The organism is Pleomorphomonas oryzae DSM 16300, assembly GCF_000422965.1.
Lineage (GTDB): Bacteria > Pseudomonadota > Alphaproteobacteria > Rhizobiales > Pleomorphomonadaceae > Pleomorphomonas > Pleomorphomonas oryzae.
Genome location: NZ_AUHB01000006.1, coordinates 321,531 through 344,247, shown reverse-complemented (window position 1 = coordinate 344,247; position 22,717 = coordinate 321,531). Strand labels below are relative to the sequence as shown.

The 22,717-nt window shown below is 62.2% G+C and carries 15 protein-coding genes and 2 pseudogenes; 6 read left to right on the top strand and 11 right to left on the bottom strand.

The window, feature by feature from the left end; translation table 11 throughout:
* Positions 1-53: 53 nt before the first annotated feature.
* The 4 genes and pseudogenes from G522_RS30810 to G522_RS0112755 all read right to left on the bottom strand — a co-directional run.
* Positions 54-252 (bottom strand): annotated as a pseudogene (locus tag G522_RS30810) (HAMP domain-containing protein); the annotation flags it as partial.
* A 96-nt stretch (positions 253-348) separates the two neighbouring features.
* Positions 349-708, bottom strand: a pseudogene (locus G522_RS30805) (cache domain-containing protein); the annotation flags it as partial.
* Positions 709-729: 21 nt separating this feature from the next.
* Complete coding sequence (locus G522_RS0112760) at positions 730-1,116, bottom strand: hypothetical protein (RefSeq protein WP_026791382.1); 387 nt, start codon at positions 1,114-1,116, stop codon at positions 730-732.
* Positions 1,117-1,414: 298 nt separating this feature from the next.
* Entirely contained in the window at positions 1,415-3,361 is a 1,947-nt protein-coding gene (locus G522_RS0112755) for a methyl-accepting chemotaxis protein (protein ID WP_026791381.1), read from the bottom strand.
* Positions 3,362-3,715: 354 nt separating this feature from the next.
* Between G522_RS0112755 and G522_RS0112750 the strand changes: the two genes are divergently transcribed.
* A complete protein-coding gene (locus tag G522_RS0112750; RefSeq protein WP_036839063.1) occupies positions 3,716-4,786 on the top strand; it encodes an AbrB family transcriptional regulator in 1,071 nt (356 codons plus the stop codon).
* Here the strand turns inward: G522_RS0112750 and ppdK are convergent.
* From ppdK to ygfZ, 4 genes are all read right to left on the bottom strand, one after another.
* The gene (gene ppdK / locus G522_RS0112745) at positions 4,776-7,457 is read right to left on the bottom strand and encodes a pyruvate, phosphate dikinase (RefSeq protein ID WP_026791379.1); all 2,682 of its coding nucleotides are present in this window, start codon (positions 7,455-7,457) and stop codon (positions 4,776-4,778) included. The genes G522_RS0112750 and ppdK overlap by 11 nt on opposite strands.
* Positions 7,458-7,562: 105 nt before the next feature.
* Complete coding sequence (locus tag G522_RS0112740) at positions 7,563-8,090, bottom strand: tyrosine phosphatase family protein (protein WP_026791378.1); 528 nt, start codon at positions 8,088-8,090, stop codon at positions 7,563-7,565.
* Positions 8,087-8,707 carry an HD domain-containing protein gene (locus G522_RS0112735; protein WP_026791377.1) on the bottom strand — a complete coding sequence of 207 codons (621 nt, stop codon included), beginning with the start codon at positions 8,705-8,707 and terminating at the stop codon, positions 8,087-8,089. Before G522_RS0112735 ends, G522_RS0112740 begins: the two co-directional genes overlap by 4 nt.
* A gap of 5 nt (positions 8,708-8,712) precedes the next feature.
* On the bottom strand, positions 8,713-9,582 hold the full coding sequence (gene ygfZ, locus G522_RS0112730; protein ID WP_026791376.1) for a CAF17-like 4Fe-4S cluster assembly/insertion protein YgfZ: 870 nt from the start codon (positions 9,580-9,582) through the stop codon (positions 8,713-8,715).
* A 332-nt stretch (positions 9,583-9,914) separates the two neighbouring features.
* Between ygfZ and G522_RS0112725 the strand changes: the two genes are divergently transcribed.
* Both G522_RS0112725 and G522_RS28990 read left to right on the top strand, forming a co-directional pair.
* Positions 9,915-12,926, top strand: a complete 3,012-nt coding sequence (locus tag G522_RS0112725) for a hypothetical protein (protein WP_156886930.1) — start codon at positions 9,915-9,917, stop codon at positions 12,924-12,926.
* A gap of 388 nt (positions 12,927-13,314) precedes the next feature.
* Positions 13,315-15,738, top strand: a complete 2,424-nt coding sequence (locus G522_RS28990; protein ID WP_051228582.1) for a putative bifunctional diguanylate cyclase/phosphodiesterase — start codon at positions 13,315-13,317, stop codon at positions 15,736-15,738.
* A gap of 64 nt (positions 15,739-15,802) precedes the next feature.
* Here the strand turns inward: G522_RS28990 and tyrS are convergent, their stop codons facing one another.
* Positions 15,803-17,056, bottom strand: a complete 1,254-nt coding sequence (gene tyrS / locus G522_RS0112715) for a tyrosine--tRNA ligase (RefSeq protein WP_026791374.1) — start codon at positions 17,054-17,056, stop codon at positions 15,803-15,805.
* A gap of 102 nt (positions 17,057-17,158) precedes the next feature.
* Here tyrS and G522_RS0112710 point away from each other — a divergent pair, with 102 nt between their 5' ends.
* Together G522_RS0112710 and G522_RS0112705 are read left to right on the top strand one after the other, a co-directional pair.
* Positions 17,159-18,265 carry an anhydro-N-acetylmuramic acid kinase gene (locus tag G522_RS0112710; protein WP_245586648.1) on the top strand — a complete coding sequence of 369 codons (1,107 nt, stop codon included), beginning with the start codon at positions 17,159-17,161 and terminating at the stop codon, positions 18,263-18,265.
* An 18-nt stretch (positions 18,266-18,283) separates the two neighbouring features.
* Positions 18,284-19,105 carry a hypothetical protein gene (locus G522_RS0112705; RefSeq protein ID WP_026791372.1) on the top strand — a complete coding sequence of 274 codons (822 nt, stop codon included), beginning with the start codon at positions 18,284-18,286 and terminating at the stop codon, positions 19,103-19,105.
* Here G522_RS0112705 and G522_RS0112700 read toward each other — a convergent pair.
* Entirely contained in the window at positions 19,102-19,962 is an 861-nt protein-coding gene (locus tag G522_RS0112700) for a 4-(cytidine 5'-diphospho)-2-C-methyl-D-erythritol kinase (RefSeq protein WP_156886929.1), read from the bottom strand. The two genes, G522_RS0112705 and G522_RS0112700, sit on opposite strands and share 4 nt — an antisense overlap.
* Before the next feature lie 20 nt (positions 19,963-19,982).
* Positions 19,983-21,737, bottom strand: coding sequence for a tetratricopeptide repeat protein (locus G522_RS0112695; RefSeq protein ID WP_169453519.1), 1,755 nt, complete (start codon positions 21,735-21,737; stop codon positions 19,983-19,985).
* Positions 21,738-22,014: 277 nt separating this feature from the next.
* On the opposite strand from G522_RS0112695, the gene G522_RS0112685 reads away from it, so the two are divergent.
* On the top strand, positions 22,015-22,686 hold the full coding sequence (locus tag G522_RS0112685; protein ID WP_169453518.1) for a DnaJ domain-containing protein: 672 nt from the start codon (positions 22,015-22,017) through the stop codon (positions 22,684-22,686).
* Positions 22,687-22,717: the final 31 nt, after the last annotated feature.

The window sequence follows — 22,717 nt, the reverse complement described above, 5'->3', positions numbered from 1 at the left end:
CTCGGCGCGCGCCGCGCGACGTTCACGTTCGTCGACAGAGGCCCGCTGGGTGCTCTCGAGGCGATCACGTTCCTCGGCATTGGCGCGGAACACCGCAACAGCGGCGGCCATCTGGCCGATTTCGTCACGGCGTTCGAGGCCCGGGATATCGGTCTTGAGGTCGCCAGCGGCCAGGGAATGCATGGCCTCGGTCATGGCGGTGATCGGCCCGGCAACCACACGCTTCAGCACCAACCCCAAGGCAAGCAGCATCAGCACGGTGGCTGCCAGCGTGGCGCCGATGGCGGTGATCCTGAGCTTGTTGAGGCTGGCGTAGGCCATATCTCTGTCGAGGGCCACCCCGACGTACCACTTGACCGGCAGGCCATCGACGGCGACGAAGCTGGCGACCTGCCGGCGGCCGGCAAAGACTGCTTCCAGCATGCCGGTGGTGGCGGGTGTCGAAAGTCCGGCAAACACGTCGGAAAGCGGCTTACCGACCAGACTGGCGTCCGGATGGACCAGGATCTTGCCGTCCGAGGAAACAAGGAAGGCTTGGCCGATACCGCCGAAGTTGGACGCCTTGATGCGATCCACCAGGGCGTCGAGTGCAAAATCGCCTCCGAACACGCCAGTCAATTTCCCCCCGGCCGTGACCGGTACGCCGGCGGAGATGACCAGCTTCTTGGTCCCGTTGTCGAGATAAGGTTCGGTCAGCTGAGCCGACATCGCCTTAGCAGGGTTGGTGTACTAGGGCCGCTTGCGAGGATCGAAGCCCTCGGGAATTTCCGCCTTTGGCAAGACGGTGAAGGCGCCAGTTTCCTCGCCCAGGTAGACAGACAGAAACTCGGAGCTCAGCGTCTTGCCAGTCAGGATAAGCTCGAGTGTGTCCTTGGACGAGCCGACGGCGTCGGCGGCTTGCTCGGCCAGCAGAAGGCGCCCTTGGAACCAGTTGCCAGTACCGGAGGCGACGCTGGCGCCGGTCGTTGCCAGTGTGCGGGCGACATTGTCTTCGAGGTCCTGCCGTTCCAGCACGTAGATGGTGGTGGAGAACAGCGCGAAACTCGCAATGACGATGAGCGAAGCGGTGAGGATAATGCGATGTAGCAGTTTGCCACGGATGTTGAGAAAGGTCATGTCGGACGGACTCTTTGCAAAGGATTGCCGACAGTTAAGTCTTAAGATGTTTATGAATAGTAACCGCTTAGTTTGTGTTCAATGCACTTCTCAATAAGAAGTTGTTCGTCTATTATAAACTGACTTGGGGCGTCTAGATAATTTAGCTGATAGCTTTTCGTATTTATGCTCAGATGTGCGATATTCATTTGTTTTATTGCTCTAGAAAGAGCTGAACGGTTATTTTGTTGCGTCGGCGACCTAAAGAAAAACCCGGCCGAGGTCGGCCGGGCTCCAATTCTTCCAGATCGAGGATGTGTCAGGCTGCGTCGATCTCGGCGAGGAAACTCTCGACCTTGCGGCCAAGATCAACCGATGATGTCTTCAGCGAAGTCACCGCATCCAGCACCGTTTTCGCCTCGGCGCGGGTGGTGGCGGCGCCGTTGCTGAGTTCGACGATGGTACGAGACAGTTCGCCATTGCCGCGCGCCGCTTCCTGCATGTTGCGGGTGATCTCGCCGGTGGCTCCAGTCTGCTGGGTGACGGCGGAGGTGATGCTGGCGGAGACGGTGTTCACCTCTTCGATGATGTCACCGATCTCGGTGATCGCATTGACGGTGTTGTCGGACACCACCTTGATCTCGCCGATCTTGCGAGAAATATCCTCGGTGGCTTTCGCCGTCTGATTGGCGAGCGACTTCACTTCCGCCGCAACAACTGCGAACCCCTTGCCAGCCTCGCCGGCTCGCGCCGCCTCGATCGTGGCATTGAGAGCGAGGAGGTTGGTTTGCTCGGCGATGGCTGTGATCAGGCTGACCACCTGAGTAATCTGGTCGGTGGCGGCGAGCAGTCGGCCGACCGTCTCGCGCGTCTCGTTGGCCGAAGAACGCGCCTTGCCGGCGACCGCTTGTGATGTGCCGACCTGACGGGCGATCTCCGTGGTCGACGCCTCGAGCTCCTCGCAGGTGGCGGCGACCGACCGGACGTTGCCCGAAGCCTGTTCTGCGGCCGATGCGGCGACGCTGCTGCTGCGTTCGCTGCCTTCGGCGGTCGCCATCAGTTCCTGAGCAGAAGCTTCGAGGCGCTGGGCGGCGTCGACGACGCTGCCGATGGTGCCGGTAGCTTCGGCACGGAAGCGATCGATCAGCGCTTCGGCACGGGCAGCGCGGCGTTCTCGTTCCGCCACGGCGGTGCGCTGGCCTTCTTCCAGGCGATCGCGTTCCTCGGCATTGGTCCGGAACACCGCGACTGCGGCCGCCATCTGGCCAATCTCGTCGCGGCGGTCGAGGCCGGGAATGTCGGCCTTGCGGTCGCCAGCGGCCAGAGAGTGCATGGCGGCGGTCATGGCAGTGATCGGCCCGGCAACCACGCGCTTCAAGACGAAGCCCAGAGCGAGCAGCATCAGAATTGTCGCGGCGATGGTGGCGACGAGAGCGGTGATGCCGAGCTTGTTGAGGCTGGCGTAGGCCATGTCGCTGTTGACGGCGACGCCAACATACCACTTGACCGGCAGGCCATCGATGGCAACGAAGCTGGCGACGTGTTCGCGGCCACCAAAGGTGGTATCAAGCACCCGGCCGGCAGTCGGCGTCGTCAAGCCGGTGAAAGCTTCCGACAGCGGCTTGCCAACCAGGCTGGCGTCGGGATGGACCAGAATTTTGCCTTCGGCGGAAACCAGGAAAGCCTGGCCGATGCCGCCGAAGTTGGCTGCCTTGATGCGTTCGATAAGGGCATCGAGAGAGAAATCGCCGCCGAACACGCCGATCAGCTTGCCGTTGGCGTTGACGGGCACGCAAGCCGAAATGACCACCTTGTTGGTTGCCAGATCGACATAGGGCTCGGTCAACTGGACTGACATCGCCTTAGCGGTATCCATGTACCAAGGACGTTTGCGAGGGTCGTAGTCCTTGGGCATGTCGGCCTTGGGAGAGATGGTGAAAGCACCATTTTCTTCGCCCAGATAGACGGACAGAAACTCCGCGCTCATCGTTTTCCCCGCCAGCACGAGGCCGAGCACGTCCTTGGATGTCCCAATGGCATCGGCGGCCTGGGTGGCGATCAGCAGGCGTCCCTGGAACCAGTTGCCGGTGCCGGAGGCGACGCTGCTTCCCGTGGTGGCCAGGATACGGGCGACATTGTCTTCGAGATCCTGCCTCTCCAGCACGTAGATGGTGGTGGAAAACAGGGCGAAGCTCGCGATCACGATCAGCGATGCGATGAAGATGATCCGGTGTAGCAGTTTTCCGCGGGTGTTGAGGAAGGTCATGTTATTCGACTCTTGTGTTGATTACCAAGAGAAATAATCGATGACCTATTTATGAATGGTAACTTCAGCCCACGTTTCGTTTCTAAATCGAAAAGATATGCGAATTCCTTCTTTCCGAATAAAACTTACTTAGAACAGTTATGTTATTTGTGCACTGCTCTGTACGATCTCTGGTTGTTTCGGTTGTACTTGGCACAGAAAGGTTGAGTCGTCCGCAGGGCTGCCATTCGAAAACATGTCTGGTCGAGTGGACCTTTAAGGGTATAGCGCTCATTATGCGCAGGAGGCCTCTGGCATCCTTGTGCTCAGGCTGTGCAACAGCCGACGCTTTTCCACCGCCGATCGGTATTGTTGATGCTTCTCCCGACGCCGGGCACCGGCTTCCGCGCCAATATTTTCCGCTGGGCCATCCTGCTCTCGATATCGGCGGCGATTAGCATAGCCTTTGAGCTCCTTCACTTGCCGGCGGCCTTGCTGCTCGGCCCGATGCTGGCAGCGATCCTGCTTGGCATCAACGGACAGGCCGTGGCGATGCCGAGGCCAGTCTTCATGATGGCACAGGGGGTTGTCGGCACGCTGATGGCGCGGGCGATGCCGCCCACCGTGCTCGGCGAGATACTCGCTGCCTGGCCGGTGATCCTAATCGGCGTCGCCTCGGTGGTGCTGACGGCGAACGTCATTGGCTATGCGCTGGCTCGCTTCCGCATACTACCCGGCACCACCGCCGTCTGGGGCGCTTCGCCGGGGGCCGCCACCGCCATGGTGATCATGGCCGAAGCCTATGGCGGCGATACGCGTCTGGTTGCCGTCATGCAGTATCTTCGGGTGCTGATCGTCGCCACCATGGCCTCGCTGGCGGCGCGCTTCTATCTCAACACCACGCTGACCGGCGGCACAGCGGCGGCCTGGTTCCCGGCAATCCATTGGACGAATTTTCTCGCAACGCTGACGGTGATCGGCGCCGGGCTTGTTCTGTCCCGCATCTTCCGCCTGACGACGGGCGCGATGATCCTGCCGATGCTGTTTGCCATCGGACTGCAAGGCGCCGGCGTGCTTGCCGTCGAACTGCCGCCGGTGCTGCTCGCTGTCTCCTACGCCATCTGCGGCTGGGCAATCGGCAGCCGGTTCAATCGAGAGATCCTCGCTTACGCGGCGCGCGCTCTGCCCACCATTCTCCTGGCGATCGTCGTGCTGGTTGCCATCTGCGCCATCTATGCCAGCGTATTGGCGTCGGTAACCGGAGTCGACTTTCTGACCGCCTATCTCGCGACGTCGCCGGGTGGTGCCGATTCAGTGGCGATCATTGCCGCGTCCAGCAACGTCGACATGTCCTTCGTCATGGCCATGCAGACCATGCGCTTTTTCATGGTGCTGTTCACCGGGCCGGCGACGGCGCGTTTCATCGCCGACCGCGTCAGGTATTGAGCTGCTCCTCGCGGCCCATGACGACGGCGCGCGCCGCTGCGAGGCGGGCGATCGGCAAGCGAAAAGGCGAGCAGGACACATAGGCAAGGCCGGCTTCTTCGCAGAAGGCGATGGAAGCCGGATCGCCGCCGTGCTCACCACACATGCCCAAGCCGATATCGGGCCGTGACTTTCGCCCTCGCTCGATGGCGATGCGGATCAGTTCGCCGACGCCGTCGCGGTCGATGCTGACGAAAGGATCACGGGCGAGCACGCCCTTCTGCAAATAGGTTGGCAGGAAGGAAGCGGCGTCATCGCGGCTGATGCCGAAGGTGGTCTGGGTGAGGTCGTTGGTGCCGAAGGAAAAGAAGGCGGCGGACTGGGCGATGTCCTCGGCCATCAGCGCGGCGCGCGGCAGCTCGATCATGGTGCCGACCTTGTAGTTCACCGGCTGGCCGGCGGCCTCGGACACCTCGACGGCGACGCGGGCGATGATCGCCTTGACGTAGTCGAGCTCCTTGCGGGCGGCGACGAGCGGCACCATGATTTCCGGTACCACCGGCTGGCCGAGCTTTTTTCCCGCCGCAATGGCTGCCTCAAAGATGGCGCGGGTCTGCACCTCGGCGATTTCCGGGAAGGAGACGGCGAGGCGGCAGCCCCGGTGGCCGAGCATCGGATTGTATTCTTCGAGATTGGCGATGCGGCGGCGCAATACATCCGGCGCCACTCCCGCCGTCTGAGCCAGTTCGGCCACCTCCCGCTCGGTGCGCGGCAGAAACTCGTGTAGAGGCGGATCGAGAAGGCGAATGCACACCGGCCGGCCGTCCATGATCTCGAACAGCTCCTCGAAATCCTGGCGCTGCATCGGCAGGATTTTTTCAAGCGCGGTGCGGCGGCTCTCGGGTGTCTCGGCGAGGATCATCTCGCGCACGGCGGAAATGCGCGAGTGCTCGAAGAACATGTGTTCAGTGCGGCAGAGGCCGATGCCTTCGGCACCGAACTGGCGGGCGATGCGCGCCTCGGTCGGCGTCTCGGCGTTGGCGCGCACCTCGAGGCGGCGGACGGCGTCGGCCCAGGTCATGATCTCAGCAAAGGGACCGGACAGCTCCGGCTCCTTCATGGGAACCCGGCCAGCCATGATCTGACCTGACGAGCCATCGATGGTGATGAAGTCCCCGGCACGGAGCTCGCGCTTGCCGATGGTAACGGTGCCGGCTACCGGATCGGCCTTGAGGGCGCTGACGCCGACCACGCAGGGCTTGCCAAGGCCGCGGGCGATCACCGCCGCATGTGACGTCATGCCGCCGCGTGCGGTGACCACACCGATCGCCGAATGCATGCCGTGCACGTCGTCCGGACTGGTCTCGGCCCGTACCAGGATGACCTTGATGCCGCGCTGGCGGGCCTTCTCGGCCTGTTCGGAGTTGAAGGCGATCTCGCCCACCGCCGCGCCAGGCGAAGCCGGCAGACCCGTTGCCAAAATGTCGCGTGGCGCGTCGGCCTCGATGGTCGGATGCAGGAGCTGTTCCAACGACGACGGGTCAATGCGCTCGAGCGCTTCTTCCCGCGTGGTCAGCCCCTCGTTGGCCATGTCGACGGCGATCCGCAGGGCGGCCTCGACGGTCCGGCGGCCGGAGCGTGTCTGCAGCATCCAGAGCTTGCCGCGCTCGATGGTGAACTCGAGGTCCTGGATATCCTTGAAGTGCCGTTCGAGCTTCTGGCAGTAACCGATGAACTCACGGTAGGTTTCGGGCATCAGCGTCTGAAGCGAGGGGCGGTCGGAACGACTGGAGAGCCGGGCTGCCTCGGTAATGTCCTGGGGCGTCCTGAGGCCGGCCACCACTTCCTCGCCCTGGGCGTTGAGCAGGAACTCGCCGTAGAGCTGAGGTTCGCCGGTGGACGGATTGCGCGTGAAGGCGACGCCGGTTGCCGAGCGCTCGTCCATGTTGCCGAACACCATGGTTTGGACGTTGACGGCGGTGCCGGAGTTCGAGGAAATGCCGTGCAATTTGCGGAAGGTGGCGGCGCGGCTGTTGCTCCAGGAGCCGAACACCGCGCCGATGGCACCCCAAAGCTGTTCCAGCGGGTCGAGCGGAAACGGCTTGCCCGTCTCATCGATGACCAGTTCCTTGAAGGAGGCGATCACCTTGCGCCACTCGTCGGCGGTGAGCTCAGTGTCGTTAAAGTAACCCTCGCGCTCCTTGAGATCGTCGAGGATTTCCTCGAAGGCTTGGCCGTCGACGCCCATGACGACATCGCCGAACATCTGGATGAAGCGTCGGTAACTATCGAGCGCAAAGCGCGCGTCGCCGGCCTCGGCGGCCAGTGCCTCGACCGTGACATCGTTGAGGCCGAGGTTGAGCACGGTGTCCATCATGCCCGGCATGGCAGCCAGCGCGCCGGAGCGGACCGATACCAGAAGCGGCCGCTCGGGATGGCCGAACGAACGGCCGGTGCGCCGGCTCAGAAGGTCGATCGCAGCATTGACCTGCCGCTCCAGATCCGGCGGATACTGGTGGCCGTTGGCATAGTAGTGCCGGCAAACCTCGGTGGTGATGGTGAAGCCAGGCGGTACAGGCAGGCCCAGGCTGGCCATTTCCGCCAGGTTGGCGCCCTTGGTGCCGAGAAGATGTCGGAGACCGACGCCGCCGTCCGCCACGCCCTCGCCGAAGCTGTAGATCCACGTCGGCATGCTGCCGCTTTCCAGTTGCGTGTCGCGAGTATCCATGACCTGCCTATAACACGGAAACCCGGCCTGCGCGTCCGTTGAGACGCTCAATCGTTTCGCTTGCGCAGGTTACGGTTCCACCTCGAGTTCGAGGCAGAATGGCGTGCCCTCAAAGGCATCGGCACCGCGACCGATGGCGTCGATAGCCGCCACCATGCGACCGTCGCGGCCGAGCAGCCGATCGGCGATTTCGACGATGCGACGGTTGGGTGTCGCCGATGGCGCCCGCTCGCGCAACAAGGCGGCAAGGGCGGCCTCATCGCGCCACGGATTGAACGCCGAGACCAGCGTGTAGGCAGCAGCCGTGGAGCGGGAGATGCCGGCAAAGCAGTGGACGACCAGCGGTGTCGTTCGATCCCAATCCTTCACCCATTCCAGCATCTTAGCCACGTGCGTTTCTCCGGGCGGTGTCATGCCGTCGACCGTTTCGATGATGTCGTGCATGGCGAGGAAAAGATGGTTGTCGTGGCCGATCGTTGTCGGAAGGCGCATGGGCGTGCCGGCGTTGATCAACGTGATGACGTGACGAGCGCCGGTGAGCGCCACCGTTTCTTCGAGCTTGGTCAGGGAGCAGACGTAGATGGATGCGGCGGTCATCTCTGGCTTTCGAGCTGTTGGAATCGATTGAGGAAGGCTTCTTCCGCTGAGACGGTGGGCAGAGGATCGAGGCCGAGCGCCGGCCCTGCCGGGGTCTGGCGGCCGATGCCTTTTGGCACGCCAAAGATACGCTTCGCCTCCTCGGTGGTGAAGCCGGCCAGCTCCACCGCTTCGAAATAAGCCGACATGAGATCGGCCTTCTTGGCGAGCCTCTTGAGACGCTCGGTGTCGTATTTTTCAAGCCCGAAACGACGATGAATGGCATCGGCGAGACGCTTCTCGACTGTCTTGTAGTCGCCGCCCATCACCGCCTTGAACGGCGAGATCATGTCGCCGATTACATATTCAGGGGCATCGTGCAACAGCACGATGAGGCGCTGGCAAACGGTGAGTTCCGGCTCGAGTAGGCCGGCGATGTCCTCGACGACAAGGCAATGCTGGGCCACCGAAAAGGCGTGATCGCCAATGGTCTGGCCGTTCCAGCGGGCGACGCGTGCCAGTCCGTGGGCAATATCGGTGATCTCGACGTCGAGCGGCGAGGGGTCGAGAAGATCAAGCCGTCGTCCCGATAGCATGCGCTGCCAGGCGCGGGGTGGAGAGCCGGCTTTGTCGGCCATAGATGTCAGTCGTCCGGTTTGGATGCGTCGGGTTTTGCAGTCTCTGGCCAGCCGTAGTCGGCCCATGCCGGAAGCGCAACCGAAACCGGCAGGCCGTCCACGGTGATGGCCTCGCTTGAGCTCATCGCATCGCGGACGCGATCGAGCCTTAGGACCGCGATGCCGTTGGCGCCGCTCGCCGAGCCGAGATGGCCGGCAACCCGGCCGCCGATCAGGATTTCGGTGCCGGCCGACGGCAAACCCGCCTCGGCTGAGATCAGGACAGGCCGGCGGCGGGCGGTACCGCGATAACGCATGCGGCTCACCACTTCCTGGCCGACGTAGCAGCCCTTGTCGAAGTCGACGCCCTTGAGGCTATCCATGGCAAGGTCGTGGGGAAAGGCGTCGAGAAGCGGCAGATCGGCGCCGGCTTCCGGAATGCCGAGCGAAACGCGATGGGCCTGCCAGGTCGCCTCATCGGCGTTGGTCGCCACCGATCCCTCCGGCGCGTAGATACGCCAGCCGAGATCCTGATGACGAGGATCGATGGCCAGAAGACCGGCATCGGGTGGCGTGCCTACTCCGGCATACACAACGAGTGGCGAGGCCTGGATGGTCACGTCAGCGCGCAGCTTGAACATTGTCAGGCGCTTGCGGAGGTCGTTGGCGCCAGTGGACGGCGCATCGAGCAGAAATCCGCCATTTTCCTGCCGGACAACAAGAAAATCCGAAATGATCTTGCCCTGCGGTGTCAGGAGCGCGCCGAAGGCGGCGGTTCGTCCGTCCGCGGCTTCGGTGTTTTGTGTAATCATGCGGTCGAGAAAGTCGGACGCCTCTGGACCGGCGACTTCAACGAGGCTACGGCTTTCGAGACGGCAGAGGAAGGAATCGGCCATGGTGGGATCTTTCCGATCGTGTCAGCGCGTGACCGCTACGTAGTTTCCGATTGGTAGCCGGCTGTCAGAAGAGAGGCAAGTCTGGCACCACTGCCAAAGATGATTCTGGCCCGGTGCTCTGCCGGCCAAGCTCGATCAGGGAGGACGCCGACATAGCGGGGACCGGTATCGACGGAAAAAAGCCGAACGGCCGAACGCGCTGGTGGAGACGCGCCCTCCGGTTCGCGGTGATTTTGTTCGCCGTAACCGGTATCGCGGTTGCTTTTTTAGTTTGGCGCCTGTTGCAAGGGCCGCTGTTCCTGCCGTTCCTGGCGAGCCGGATCGAATCGGTCATGGCTGCCAACGGCAATGGTGCCAATGTCAGCGTCGGTCTTGCCGGCATCGAAATTGCCGACGATCTTAATCCCAATCTCGTCATTCGCGACATCAGACTGGAGCGGCCGAACGATCTCATCGTGTCGATCAACGAATTGCGCATCGCCGCTCGCTGGCCAAAACCGACAGCCAACATCGCTCCGATAGATGGCGTGGAGCTGGACCATGTTCTGGTCAGCGATATCGGGCCCAATTCGAAATTGCCGCCGCTCGACCAGGTGATCACGGCGGTGCGTCAGGCGGTCGAGGAAAACGGTCTGCGTTTTTTCGAGATCCGCTCCTTCGGATTTGGCATCGAGCGGCCGGGAAAAGCGCGCCGCGAAATCGTATCCGACGTGTCGGTAACCGGCGGCGTTAGGGACGGTCGCACCATCGAGGCTCAGGCGATTGGTCTTGGGGCCAACGGTGCCGTTTCGGTGCGGCTCACCGCAGATCTGCCGGCGCCGGGCGCTCCGATCGTCGTCAACAGCGAGACGCGTGGTTTCGATCTTGCCGATCTCGCTTCGGCGGCGGGCCGCGACGATCTCAACCTGTCGGGCACGATCGGATGGACCGGCACCGTTACGGTCGATTCTGAAAAGGGCGTCACCGCTGCCGGCTGGCAGGTGACGGTCGGACCTTCGCTTCATTTTGGCGATAGCGACCTGGACGCGCTCACGGCGCCGGTCCGGCTTGATTTCACCTGGAATCCCGAGAAGCGATCGATCTCTCTCAACCCATCACCGATCATTCTCAGTACCGGCTATCTGCTCGCCCATGGTGAAGTGGTGCCGCCTCGTGGCACCAAGCTCTGGACCTTCGACATGCAGCTCGAAGGGCAAGACGTCCTGAGTGGCATACGGACCAGCGGCGGGCGGATCGCCGGCAGTTACGATCAAGCCGCCGCGTTGCTCGTCATGGACGACATGCATGTCGAGGGAGCCGGCATCAGCTTTACGGCGGCGGCGCGGGCCTCACACAAAGAAGGGGCCTCTTTCGCGGTGCTCTCGGGCGTATCGCCACGTCTGCCGGCTGCCGCGTTGAAGGTGCTCTGGCCGACCACGGTCGCACCCGAGGTGCGCGACTGGATCGGCAAGCATATCCATTCGGGGCTGATCTCCAACGCGACGGTAGACATCTCCATGCGTGGCGACCAAATGGCAGGCGGCAGCACCCCCCCAGATGCCATTGTCGCTTTCGATTTTTCCGAAGGCGCCTTTACACCGTTCGATGACGCACCCCTGATCCGCGATGCATTTGGGCGCGGGAAGCTCTCCGGCAACCGCTTCGAGGTTACGGTCGACAGCGGTTGGGTCGACCTCGGGGAAGGGCGGCGCCTCAACATCGGGCCTTCCACCTTCGTGGTTCCGATGGTGAATGCAAAGGTGCCGGACGGCGAGGTTGCACTCAAGCTTTCCGGCTCGGCGGCCGCCGGCATCGCCCTGTGGAACCGTCTGCAGCTTGCCGAGGCGGGCGATTTTTCGCCCGATCCCGCCCGTGCCGCCGGCGACATGACCGCCGATTTGTCCATCCGCTTGCCGCTCGCGGACGAAATAGCCGATACCGACATCATCTATAATGGCCGGATCGATCTGACCGGTTTCGATCCAGGCGCGCCGATCAACGGGCGAGCGGTGACGGATGGCAATCTTGCCATTGAGCTGCATGACGGTGCGGCGCATGTCAGTGGCAAGGCGTCGATCGATGGCGCGCCGGCCGATATTTTCTTGACGCAACCGCTCTCAGGCGACGGCGCGGCGAAATCGGTGGTCAAGCTTGATCTCGATGCCGGTGCGGCCAAGGGCTATGGCCTCGATTTCGGTGACATGCTCGACGGCGTCGTTTCCGTTGAAATGACTGACAACGGAGAGTCGCGTCATGTCACGGTCAATCTCGCCAAAGCCGGCATCAATTTGCCGCTGGTCGGATTTCGCAAGCCGGTCGGCAAGCCGGGCACGCTGGCTTTCGATATGACGGCGCGGGCAGGTGGCACCGCCGTGACCAACCTTGCGCTGAAGGCGGGAGCGGCTGAGGTCGAAGGGCAGATTAGCCTCGATGCCAAGGGCGGCTTCGTGGGCGCCAACCTCACCAAATTCAATTTTTCGCCTGCGGACCGTCTGGCTCTCAAGGCTTCGAGGGGCGACGGTGGTCTCAAGATCACAGTCAACGGCTCTCGCCTCGACGCACGCTCGCTGGTCAGCAGCCTTTTGCGCCGAACGTCAGCACCGGGTATGCCCGGCGATATGTCGCTTGACCTGTCTGCCGCCATTGCCAACGTGTCTGGCGAGGGAGGCGAGCAACTTGATGGGCTCAACCTCTCAGCGGCGATCTCGGGCGGAAGGATCGACGATCTATCGTTGACGGTGCAGACGTCGGGTGGCGGCTCGGCGTCGGCGACGTTGCAACCTGGTGCGAAGGGGAGGGACATCAAGGTAGAGGCCGGCGAGGTGGGGCGGCTTCTGCGCTTCCTTGGTGTCTATCGGCGTGTCTACGGCGGGCGCGCTACGCTGACAGGGGTTATCGACGACAATGGCATCCTGTCGGCCAGCATCGATGGTAGCCGCTGGAAAGTCGTGGAAGAGCCTGCCCTGGCGCAGCTCTCGACCGCCTCGCGCAATGGCCCGACCGAGGGTCTGTCGACGGCCGATATCGGTCGGCTGATCTTCGATGTGAAGTTTGGCAACGGCATGCTGTCGATCGGCGAGGGTTTCATCCGGACCGAGACGGCCGGTCTCACCATGGCTGGCGATGTCGATTTCTCGAAGAACGCATTGCGCCTTGCCGGCAGTTATCTGCCGGCCAGCCAACTCGACAGCGTGTTGGCGGCCATCCCGGTGCTCGGCCAGACGATCTTCGCCGGGGGCGGTCGCTCCGGCCTGCTCGGCGTTTCCTATCGCCTCAACGGGCCGATCGATGCGCCATCGCTGTCGGTCAACCCGCTGTCGGCCATCGCGCCGGGTATTTTCCGACGCCTGTTTGAGCTGAAATAGCGTCTCGCCGATGGACGACAGGCGAAGGCAATGCCGCGCAGCCGGAGGGCGACGCGGCTGCGTTGCCAAATTTCTCGCCAAAAGGGTGTCGCTCCTCGCCTCCGTGCCCAATCGGAAAGCAGTAAATCCCTCATGGGTCAAGGAGATAGACTTTCTGATAGTTGGCAGTGCCAATAGTTCAGATGAGCAAATGCGCCTACAGTGTTAGTTTGATTTATGTGACTGCTGGGCTGTTTGTTGGGGGGCACGAAAATGGCACATCGGCTTCGGGTGCGGACGAGGTTCGGCCAACGAGAAGGACGGTAAGCCGTGCGTCGGCGCTTATGTGGCGCCGAGCTCTGCACGGCACACCACAACTCTCCAATAATCCAAATCCGGATTAGCCGTCATGTTTGCTTTGCTGGTTTTGCAAATAGCCGCCTTCTCGGTGTTTCCTCTCTATTTTACGACCCTTTCCGGCCCGATCCGCCAGGTTCATTTCTACGTCTATATTTCTCTGGTGCTGCTGATCGGCGGTTTCATGGGGAACGTCTACTCCCTGCCGGTCGCCGACGGCATCGTCGTTTCAGGCGGCAATCTCTGTTACGGCGCCTTCATGATGACGTCGGTGATGTTCGTCTGGGTCGAGCGAAACGCTTTCATCCTGCGCCATTTGGTTCGACTGGTCTTTGTCGTCGATCTCTTCAACATCGCCTTTTCTTTCCTGACGCAGTCCGTCCTGGAAACGAAAGGGGTCATCAATCCGCACGGCGTTCCCACCGGGATGTTCGAGGTTTCGACGTTCCTGATCGCGCTCGGCGGTGTCCTGATTGTCAGTGAGCTGTTGATTCTCCTCTATATTTTCGAGTTTACGAAGAAGAGAAAGCCGGCGCTTGCCATTACCGCGACGATTTACATTCTTTCCTTCGTCCTGGTTCTCGTGCTGGACGGCATCGCGTTTCCCTTCATCGCCTTCGGCATCAACGCGCAAATCGCTGCGATCGTCTTTGGAGGGCTTTCCGGCAAGGTTTTGATAGCCGCCGCCTTCGGCGTTCCGCTTGGCCTTTTCATTCTCTGGCAGCGAAAGGCTTTCGTCGATTATCTGGAGACGGACACGGTTCGCTGGCGCCTCCTGGTCTCCAGCAGTGCTCAGCTGATCAGGGAAATGGCGAAGAAGGATCAGGATGTTCGGCGCGGCGATATCGTCTTCAAGAATTCAACCGAAGGTCTCGCGATTGTCGGCCCGACCGGCGCCATGCTCAAAGCCAACGCTGCCTTTCAGCGGATGCTCGGCATCGGGGAGGCTGGCGAGCCAAGTCTGGTCAGTCTGAGCGAAGCCTTCTGGTGGGATGGGAAACCGGTTCCGCTTCCGCAAAATTCCAAGGAGATGTGGCGGCGGGAAGTGATGTTCGGGAAGGACAGGAATCGGCCTGGGATTCTCTCCATTACTCCCGCCGGAGAGGATACCGAGGGGGGCGAGACCTATGTCTACTCGCTCATCGATATCACCGAGCAAAAGAATACTCAGGAGCGGTTGGGATATCTTGCCTCGCGAGACCAACTGACCGGCCTTGCCAACCGTCGTATTCTCGATCAGCGCCTTGCCGAACTCAAAGACACTCCCTTTGTGCTGATCATTGTCGATCTCGACCACTTCAAGGATGTGAATGACAGTTATGGCCATGGGGCGGGCGATCGCGTCCTCCAGGTCGTTGCCAACCGTCTGGATGCGATCCGGCAGGAGCATCTCAAGCCGGACGACATCCTGTGCCGCATCGGCGGCGATGAATTCGCATTTCTCATTCGTTCGGAAGATGGCTTTTTCATCGAAAGCACGCTCGAGAAAATTCAAACCACTCTGGGCCAGACCGTCCGCATCGACGACAGCTTGGAAGTGTTTTCCTCTGCGACGCTCGGGGTGAGCTACAAGTTGGGCGCTGGCGGTCAAGATGCACTTCTGGAAGCCGACGCCGCCCTCTATGAGGCAAAGCGCAACAGGCGAGGGTCGGTCGGCGTTTATGAGGACCGGCTGACCGCGGAGAGCCAAAAGAAGATAAAGCTGGGCGTGAAACTGAAGAATGCTTTGGCGAACAACGTGTTGCAGGTTCACTATCAACCGCAGTTCGATGCCGTGAGCCATAAGTTGTGCGGTGTGGAGGCCCTCGCCAGATGGACGGATCCGGAGCTTGGCGTGGTGCCTCCGAGCGATTTCATCCCTGTGGCGGAAGGAACCAGCCTTATCGAGGCCGTGGGCGAGTATGTTCTCGAACGAGCTTGTCGGGATGGCCAGGATTGGCTTCAGGGCGGATATGCGCCCATTACCGTGTCGGTCAACATATCGGCGAGCCAGGTCAGATTCGGCAGTTTCATATCCATGCTGTCGAAGACCCTATCCAAGACAGGTTTCCCGGCCCGCAATCTTCAAATCGAAATAACGGAATCCTCCTATATCGAGCGCGAGAACGAGGTGACGCCGCTTCTCAAGGAGTTGAAGGATATGGGCGTCAGTATCGCCATCGACGATTTCGGTACGGGATACTCGTCCTTTTCCTATCTCAGAGAGATGCCGTGGGACTGCATCAAGATCGATCGCAGCTTTATCACCGGGATCCCTACGGATACTCAGCAGTGCGGCTTGGTATCGACGATCATCGGACTTGCGAAAGTCATGTCATTCGATGTCGTTGCAGAAGGTGTCGAGACCAGGGAACAACTGAACTTCCTGGCTGCCCTGGGCTGCGATCTTATCCAGGGATACTATTTCTCGAAGGCTCTTCCAAAAGAGAGCCTCGTCTCCCTGCTGCCTCTGCGTGACGAGTCTTTGGCACTTTAACCTACAGGCCAGCGCCCCCGGCGAGAGCCGGACGGCGCCTTCTTATGTCGGGTCGCTCTGCCAATCACACCGGCTTCAGCAGGATGTGCTTCTTCTTGCCGAGCGACAGCTTGATGACGCCGTCCTTGTTGAGACTTTCAAGCGTCAGCATTTCCTTCGGATCGGTGACCGTGCGGTCGTTGACCTTGAGGCCGCCGCCCTGGGCAGAGCGGCGGGCGTCGCCGTTGGAGGCGGCGAGGCCGGCCTGCACGAAGGCGGTGAGCACGCCGACACCCGCTTCCAGATCGGCCTTCGGAATTTCCAGCGTAGGCAGATCGTCGGCGTGGACGCCTTCCTCGAAGGTCAGCCGCGCCGTCTCGGCGGCCGCGTCCGCCGCTTCCCGCCCATGGACGACGGCAGTCGCCTCGGTGGCCAGGATCTTCTTGGCCTCATTGATCTCGGCGCCGCCCAGGGCTCCCAGCCGGGCGATCTCCGAAAGCGAAAGACGGGTGAAGATCTTGAGGAAGCGGACGACGTCGGCGTCTTCAGTGTTGCGGAAATACTGCCAGAAATCATAGGGGCTGAAGAGGTCGCTATTGAGCCAGACGGCGCCATTGGCGGTCTTGCCCATCTTCTGGCCCGAGGAGGTGGTGAGCAGCGGCGTCGTCAGCGCGTAGAGCTGCGGGCCACCCATGCGGTGGCTGAGGTCGACGCCGTTGACGATGTTGCCCCACTGGTCGGAGCCGCCCATCTGGAGCACCGTGCCGTAGCGGCGGTTGAGCTCGACGAAGTCGTAGCCCTGCATGATCATGTAGTTGAATTCGAGGAAGGACAGCGACTGCTCGCGGTCGAGCCGCAACTTGACGCTGTCAAACGACAGCATGCGGTTGACCGAGAAGAAGCGGCCGACGTCGCGCAGGAACTCGACGTAGTTGAGCTTCATCAGCCAGTCGGCATTGTTGGCCATGATGGCGTCGGTCGGACCGTCGCCGTAGCGCAGGATGCGCGAATAGACCTTCTTGATGCTCTCGATGTTGGTGGCAATGGTCTCCGGCGTCAGCAGCTTGCGCTGGTCGTCGCGGAAGGAGGGATCGCCGACCATCGACGTGCCGCCGCCCATCAGGCTGATCGGCCGGTGGCCGGTCTCCTGTAGCCAGTAGAGCATGGTGACGGTGATGAGGTTGCCGATGTGGATGGAGGTGGCCGTGGCGTCATAGCCCACATAGGCGGTGATCGGACCCTTCATGCACGCTGCGTCGAGACCTTCGGGGTCCGAGATCTGGTGGATGAAGCCGCGCTCGTCGAGCGTGCGCAGGAAATCCGACTTGAAGCCGCTCATCTTTCTTTACCTTTGGTTTGTTCGCGGACCCGAATTGACGTATCAGTCCGCTGGGCTTCCTATCAGGATCGAAGCGGGATTTCACGGGGTATGAGGTCAAAAATGTCGGACGATTCGGCCATGTGGGCACTCGGTCTGATGAGCGGTACGTCGATGGACGGCGTCGACGCGGCGCTGATCCGCACCGATGGCGAGGGGATCGCCGAATTCGGGCCGACGCTATTCCAGGCTTACGGTGACGAAGAGCGGGCGGTTTTGCGGGCTGCTCTGAAAGATGCGCGCGGCATGACCGCGCGCGACGACCGCTTTGGCAGGCTTGCCGAGGCGGAAACCATTGTCACCGACGCCCACGCCCACGCGGTGGCGGTGCTGCTGATCGCCGCCGAGAAGAAGGGCATCCGCCCGGAGGTGATCGGTTTCCACGGCCAGACGGTGCATCACGCACCTGATCGCGGCTTTACCGCCCAGATCGGCGACGCCGGTGTGCTCGCCGAGCGCTTCAATCTGCCAGTGGTGTACGATTTCCGATCTGCCGACATCCGCGAGGGCGGGCAGGGGGCTCCCCTGGTGCCCGTTTACCATCGGGCATTGGCTCAGAAGGCCGGACTCACGCCGCCCGTGGCCTTCCTCAACATCGGGGGGGTGGCCAACGTCACGCTCATCGGCGAGGATGGCGAACTTACCGCTTTCGATACCGGCCCGGGCAACGCGCTGATCGACGATCTCGTGTTCAATGCCACGGGTGCCCGCTTTGACGTCGATGGCGCCATCGCCGCGCAGGGTCGCGTGGATGCCAGCGTGCTTAGCCAGTTGATGGATCATCCCCATTTCGAAACGCCGGCCCCGAAGTCGCTCGATCGCAATACCTTCCGCGCCGATGCCGCCGCCCGCCTGCCGTTTGCCGATCGTGTCGCGACGCTTACGGCGTTCACGGCCGAGGGCGTCGCCGCCGGCCTGCGCCTCGCTGGGGCTCCGATTCGGACGGTCATCGTCTCGGGTGGCGGCGCACGCAACCCGGTGATGGTGCGCATGATTGCCGAGCGGTCCGGTGTGGAGGTCGTGCCGGCTGGAGATGTCGGCTTTGATGCCGACTTCGTCGAGGCGCAAGCCTTCGCCTATCTTGCCGCGCGACGCCTGAAGGGGTTGCCGTCATCCTTCCCCACCACCACGGGCACGCCAAGGCCGGTGGTCTGCGGCGAAATCGCCTGACCCAAGCGGATACCACGCATGCTCGCCGAGGCCCTCCTGTTTGCAGTCACCCGTCTGACCTCACCTAGAAGCCGTTCGGCGGCCGTGCGTGATGCCATCGGGTTAAGGGCACGTGCCCGGCGCTGTCATGTCGCCTGGGCCGAACACCAGGCGCGGACGCGGGCGGCGATCGACCGGGCGATCGATGGCGTTGCGGTGCGCCGCACGGTGGTGGTGCTGGGATCAGGCCTGCTCCTCGATGTGCCGATTGATCGGCTTTCCAGCATGTTCAACAGGGTGGTGCTGGTCGATATCGTTCATCTGCCGACGGTTCGGTTGAAAGTATTGCTGCGGCGCTATCCCAACGTCACTTTCATGACCCGCGACATCTCCGGCTATGACAAGCTTGCCGAGCAGTCGCGCATCAAGCTGGCGACCGGACAGGACGATCTCGGTGTTCGTCTCGATCCCCTGGGTTTTCTCCGCAAGATCGACGAACTCGATCTGGTGATCTCGGCCAATGTACTGTCGCAGATCGCGGTGGGTGCCGTGAGCCGTTTGCATTCGAAGGACGGGCAGGCACGCATCATGCCTGACGACGCGGTAGCACAGCTGGTCGCCGGGCATCTCGATGGGCTTGCGCAATTACCCTGCAAAACGGTGATCGTCACCGACGTGTCCTATATTCGACGCCGCCGCGATGGAGGTGTCATCGAGACCCGCGATCTTCTCCACGGCGTCACCCCGCCCATTCCCTTCGATGCCTGGGATTGGCCGGTGGCGCCGTTTGGCGAGGAATCGGCGGATGAGGAGCGCGTCCACCATGTCATCGCTGCCGAGGACGTGGCCGTCGATCTCTAGAACACCGACGTCGTCGGCTGTATCCACCAGCTCGGGCGATCGGCGGCGAGCTGCGTGGCCGCCATTTCCGCCGCCGTCCTATCGTCAAACAGCCCGAAGCAGGTGGCGCCGGATCCCGACATTCGGGCCAGCCGAATGCCCGGCAGGCGGGCAATGGCTGACAGCACATCGACTATGATCGGGGCGATGGCTTCGGCCGGCAGCTCGAGGTCGTTGCGCGTTTCGATGGTCAGGAAGGCCGCAAGATCCGCTACCGTGTCGAAGGCGGGCAGGGTGGGAAGCGGGGGATTGTCGTGCCGCTCCAGCATCCGAAAGGCGGCAGGCGTCGATACGCCGACGCGCGGATTGACCAACAGCAGACCGAAGCTAAGGCGCCCGCCCGTTGGTGCGATGCGTTCGCCGATACCAGCCGCGTGAGCGGGCCGGCTCATAACGCACATTGGTACGTCGGCGCCGAGGGACTGGGCGAGAGCCGTGATGGCGGGATCGTCTGCCGAGCGATCATGCAGATTGCATAGGCCACGGAGAATGGCTGCCGCATCGGCCGAGCCGCCACCGATGCCCGAGGCGACCGGCAGACGCTTCGTCAATCGGATCGCCAGCGGATCCGTCTGCCCGCTCAGGTCACGAAAGCCGCGCAGCGCCCGCAGCACGAGATTATCAGCGCCGGCGCCGATATCGCCGGCCATTGGCCCGTCGATGTCGAAGCGGTCCCGATCACTCGGCGCCAGGGTCACGGTATCACCGGCGTCGGCAAAGGCGACGAGCATGTCGAGCTCGTGATAGCCATCGGGCCGCCGCCCGATGACATGAAGCGCCAGATTGACCTTGGCGCGGGCCTCTTCGACGATCGGCATGGTCGTCGATCCCAGGCGCGTCAGGGCGTCGCCTGAGCCGGCTTGGGTTCGACGGCTTGGGCTGCCGCTTTGCCCGTGTTGTCCTGCACCAGACCGTGCTCGATCTTGGCTTCGATCTTGGCGAGATCCTCCGGCTCAGGCTTGCTGGCCTTGGCGTGGTTCCACTGGAAGCGTGCCTCGAGACGGCGGCCAACCTGCCAGTAGGCGTCCCCGAGATGGTCGTTGATGGTCGGATCGGACGGCATCAGCGACACGGCTCGCTCAAGCTGGTCGACCGCATCCTCATACTCGCCGAGTTTGTAATGCGCCCAACCGAGACTGTCGACGATATAGCCGTCCGCCGGTGACAGGCTGACCGCCTTCTCGATGAGCGCCATGCCCTCCTTGAGGTTGAGCCCCTTATCGACCCAGGAGTAACCCAGATAATTGAGGACCAGTGGCTGATCCGGCTTGAGTTCCAACGCCTTCTTGAAATCGGCTTCCGCTTCCGGCCAGCGGTTGGTGCGCTCGTAGGTGATGCCGCGGTTGTAGAACACCTGCCAGTCGTCGGGCTGGGGCTGATCGCCAATGACTTTTATGGTCCGCGTATAGATATCCGCCGCTTCGACGAACATCTTGCGCGTCCTCAGAATATTGCCGAGGCCGTTCAGCGCCTCCTTGTCCTTCGGGTCCTTGCGAATGACTCGCTTCAGGGTAGACCGCGCTTCATCTACCCGATCGAGCACATTGTAATCGAAGGCCATCATGATCTCGGCATTGCGCCGAAGCGGCGAGCGCGTCGGAACCTTGTCGAGAATGGCGATCGCATCGTCCGGGCGTTCCAGGCGTTCGAAATTCTCGGCAAGAGTGATGCGGGTCATGTCGTCGGCCGGATCGAGAAACAGCGCGAGCTGCAGAAAGACGACGCCGAAATCGTTGGTGTCCTCGCGCACCACGGCTGAGCCGAGACCGGAGAGTATTTCGGCCGCTCCTTCATTGACCGTGCGGACGCGCGGCGCAGGGCGGCTCTTGGCGTTGACGATATCCGCCACCTCCTTGAGGAGCGGATGACCGGGGGCCGAGGCGAGCGCCTTGTCTATGGTGGCTTTGGCAGCGTCAAAATCGCCATTGCGAGCAAAGGTGCGTGTCGCCGCGTCGATCACCGATACCGGACCGTCGTCGATGGCGAGCGCCGCCTTCAGCTCCGTGGCGGCCACATCGCCGCGGCCGGCCACTGAGGCGATGAGACCGGCATGATAGTGACGGAAAAAGAGGTACCATTTTTCGCCATCAAGCTTGGCGAGGCGGGCGAGCGCCTCATCGGTCCTGCCGGCGCCCTGTTCGGCCCAAGCCGACAGAATTTCCACGGCCAGCGTCAACAGCGGCCCAGACTTGGCGTGCTGGAAAGAGGCGATCGCGTCGTCCCAATGACCGGCCTGAAAATCATCAAGGCCGATGGTCAGGCTTGCGATCGGGCTTTCGGCGTCCACGGCGCTCAGGCGTTCGGCAAAGGCGCGGACTTCCGTCAACTCGCCGGCGGCAATGTAGAGCGACAGGGCACGCTCGAGAAGAAACTTGTCATCGGGTGCGTCGATCAGCGCCGACGCAAAATAGTCGGCCGAGGAACGATAGTCGGAAATGCTGCCGGCAAAGCGGCCGGCGAGATAGTTGCCCTCCAGCGAGGAGGCAATGGGCAGCCCACTATCCGGTTGCGCCGCAGCCATGCCGCGCGCACCGGCTGGGAATGAGCCGGCTAAGGCAAAGGTGGCCAGCGCCGCTCCGAAAAGAGGACCCATGGCGAAGCGTCGAAATGTCGGCTGGCGTAGCATCATGGGTGAAGGATCCCGTCGTCGGTTTGGGGCAGCGCGCAAATATCATGGCGCCCGAATATCGGTCGCCGACTCCACTAAACGGCAAAATGGCGGCAAAGGCGTGGCGCTTCAAGCGGCGCGTAGCGTCCCGCCTCAAGAAAGTCGTCGATGTCCATTGCCATTGCATTCCAGCCGGCAAAGTTCGAAATGAAGCGTCAAACAAATCGAACGCTGGATGCGCCCTTTCATGAATATGGCCTTCATGCTGGTTCTGCTGCTCGCCTTGGGCGCGTGGCTCATCCGTTGGCGCGGCGCCAGCCTCAAAGCCGACATTGATGCTCTTGCCCGCAATTACGCCCTGCTGGCCGGGCTTGGCGTCGTTGCTGCTCTCGCGGTTACTGGCCGTGTGGCGTTCGCCGTGGTCGGCGCTGCCATACTGATGGGGCTTCATCGATCGGGAATGCTCGGGTCTTTCCGAGGGACCCGACGTGGACAGCCGGTATTGCGGTCGCCGATGGTTGAGGTGGTGGTCAATGGCAGCGCGATCGGCGGCCGGGTTGTCGGGGGCGCCTTTCGCGGCCGCGATCTCAACCGCCTCGGCGGGGCGGAACTCTCCAGCCTCTATGCCGAGACGGCGCGCGATGGTCGCAGCCGCGCGACACTAGAGATTTATCTCGACCGCCGAATGCCCGGCTGGCGTGAGGACATGCAGGGTGAGGCCGCATCGCGGAGCCGTCGAGCGGCGAATGCGGGCTCCATGAGCGAGGAGGAGGCGTACGAGATCCTTGGGCTTCAAAAGGGCGCCGGAGAGGCCGACATCCGGGCCGCCCACCGCCGTCTGATGAAGCGGGTGCATCCCGACCAGGGCGGCTCCACTTTCCTGGCGGTACGTATCAACCAGGCCAAGGACCGGCTTCTGTCCAAACATGTCTAGCTCCCGTTACGCAAAACAGTGGGTGCTGGTG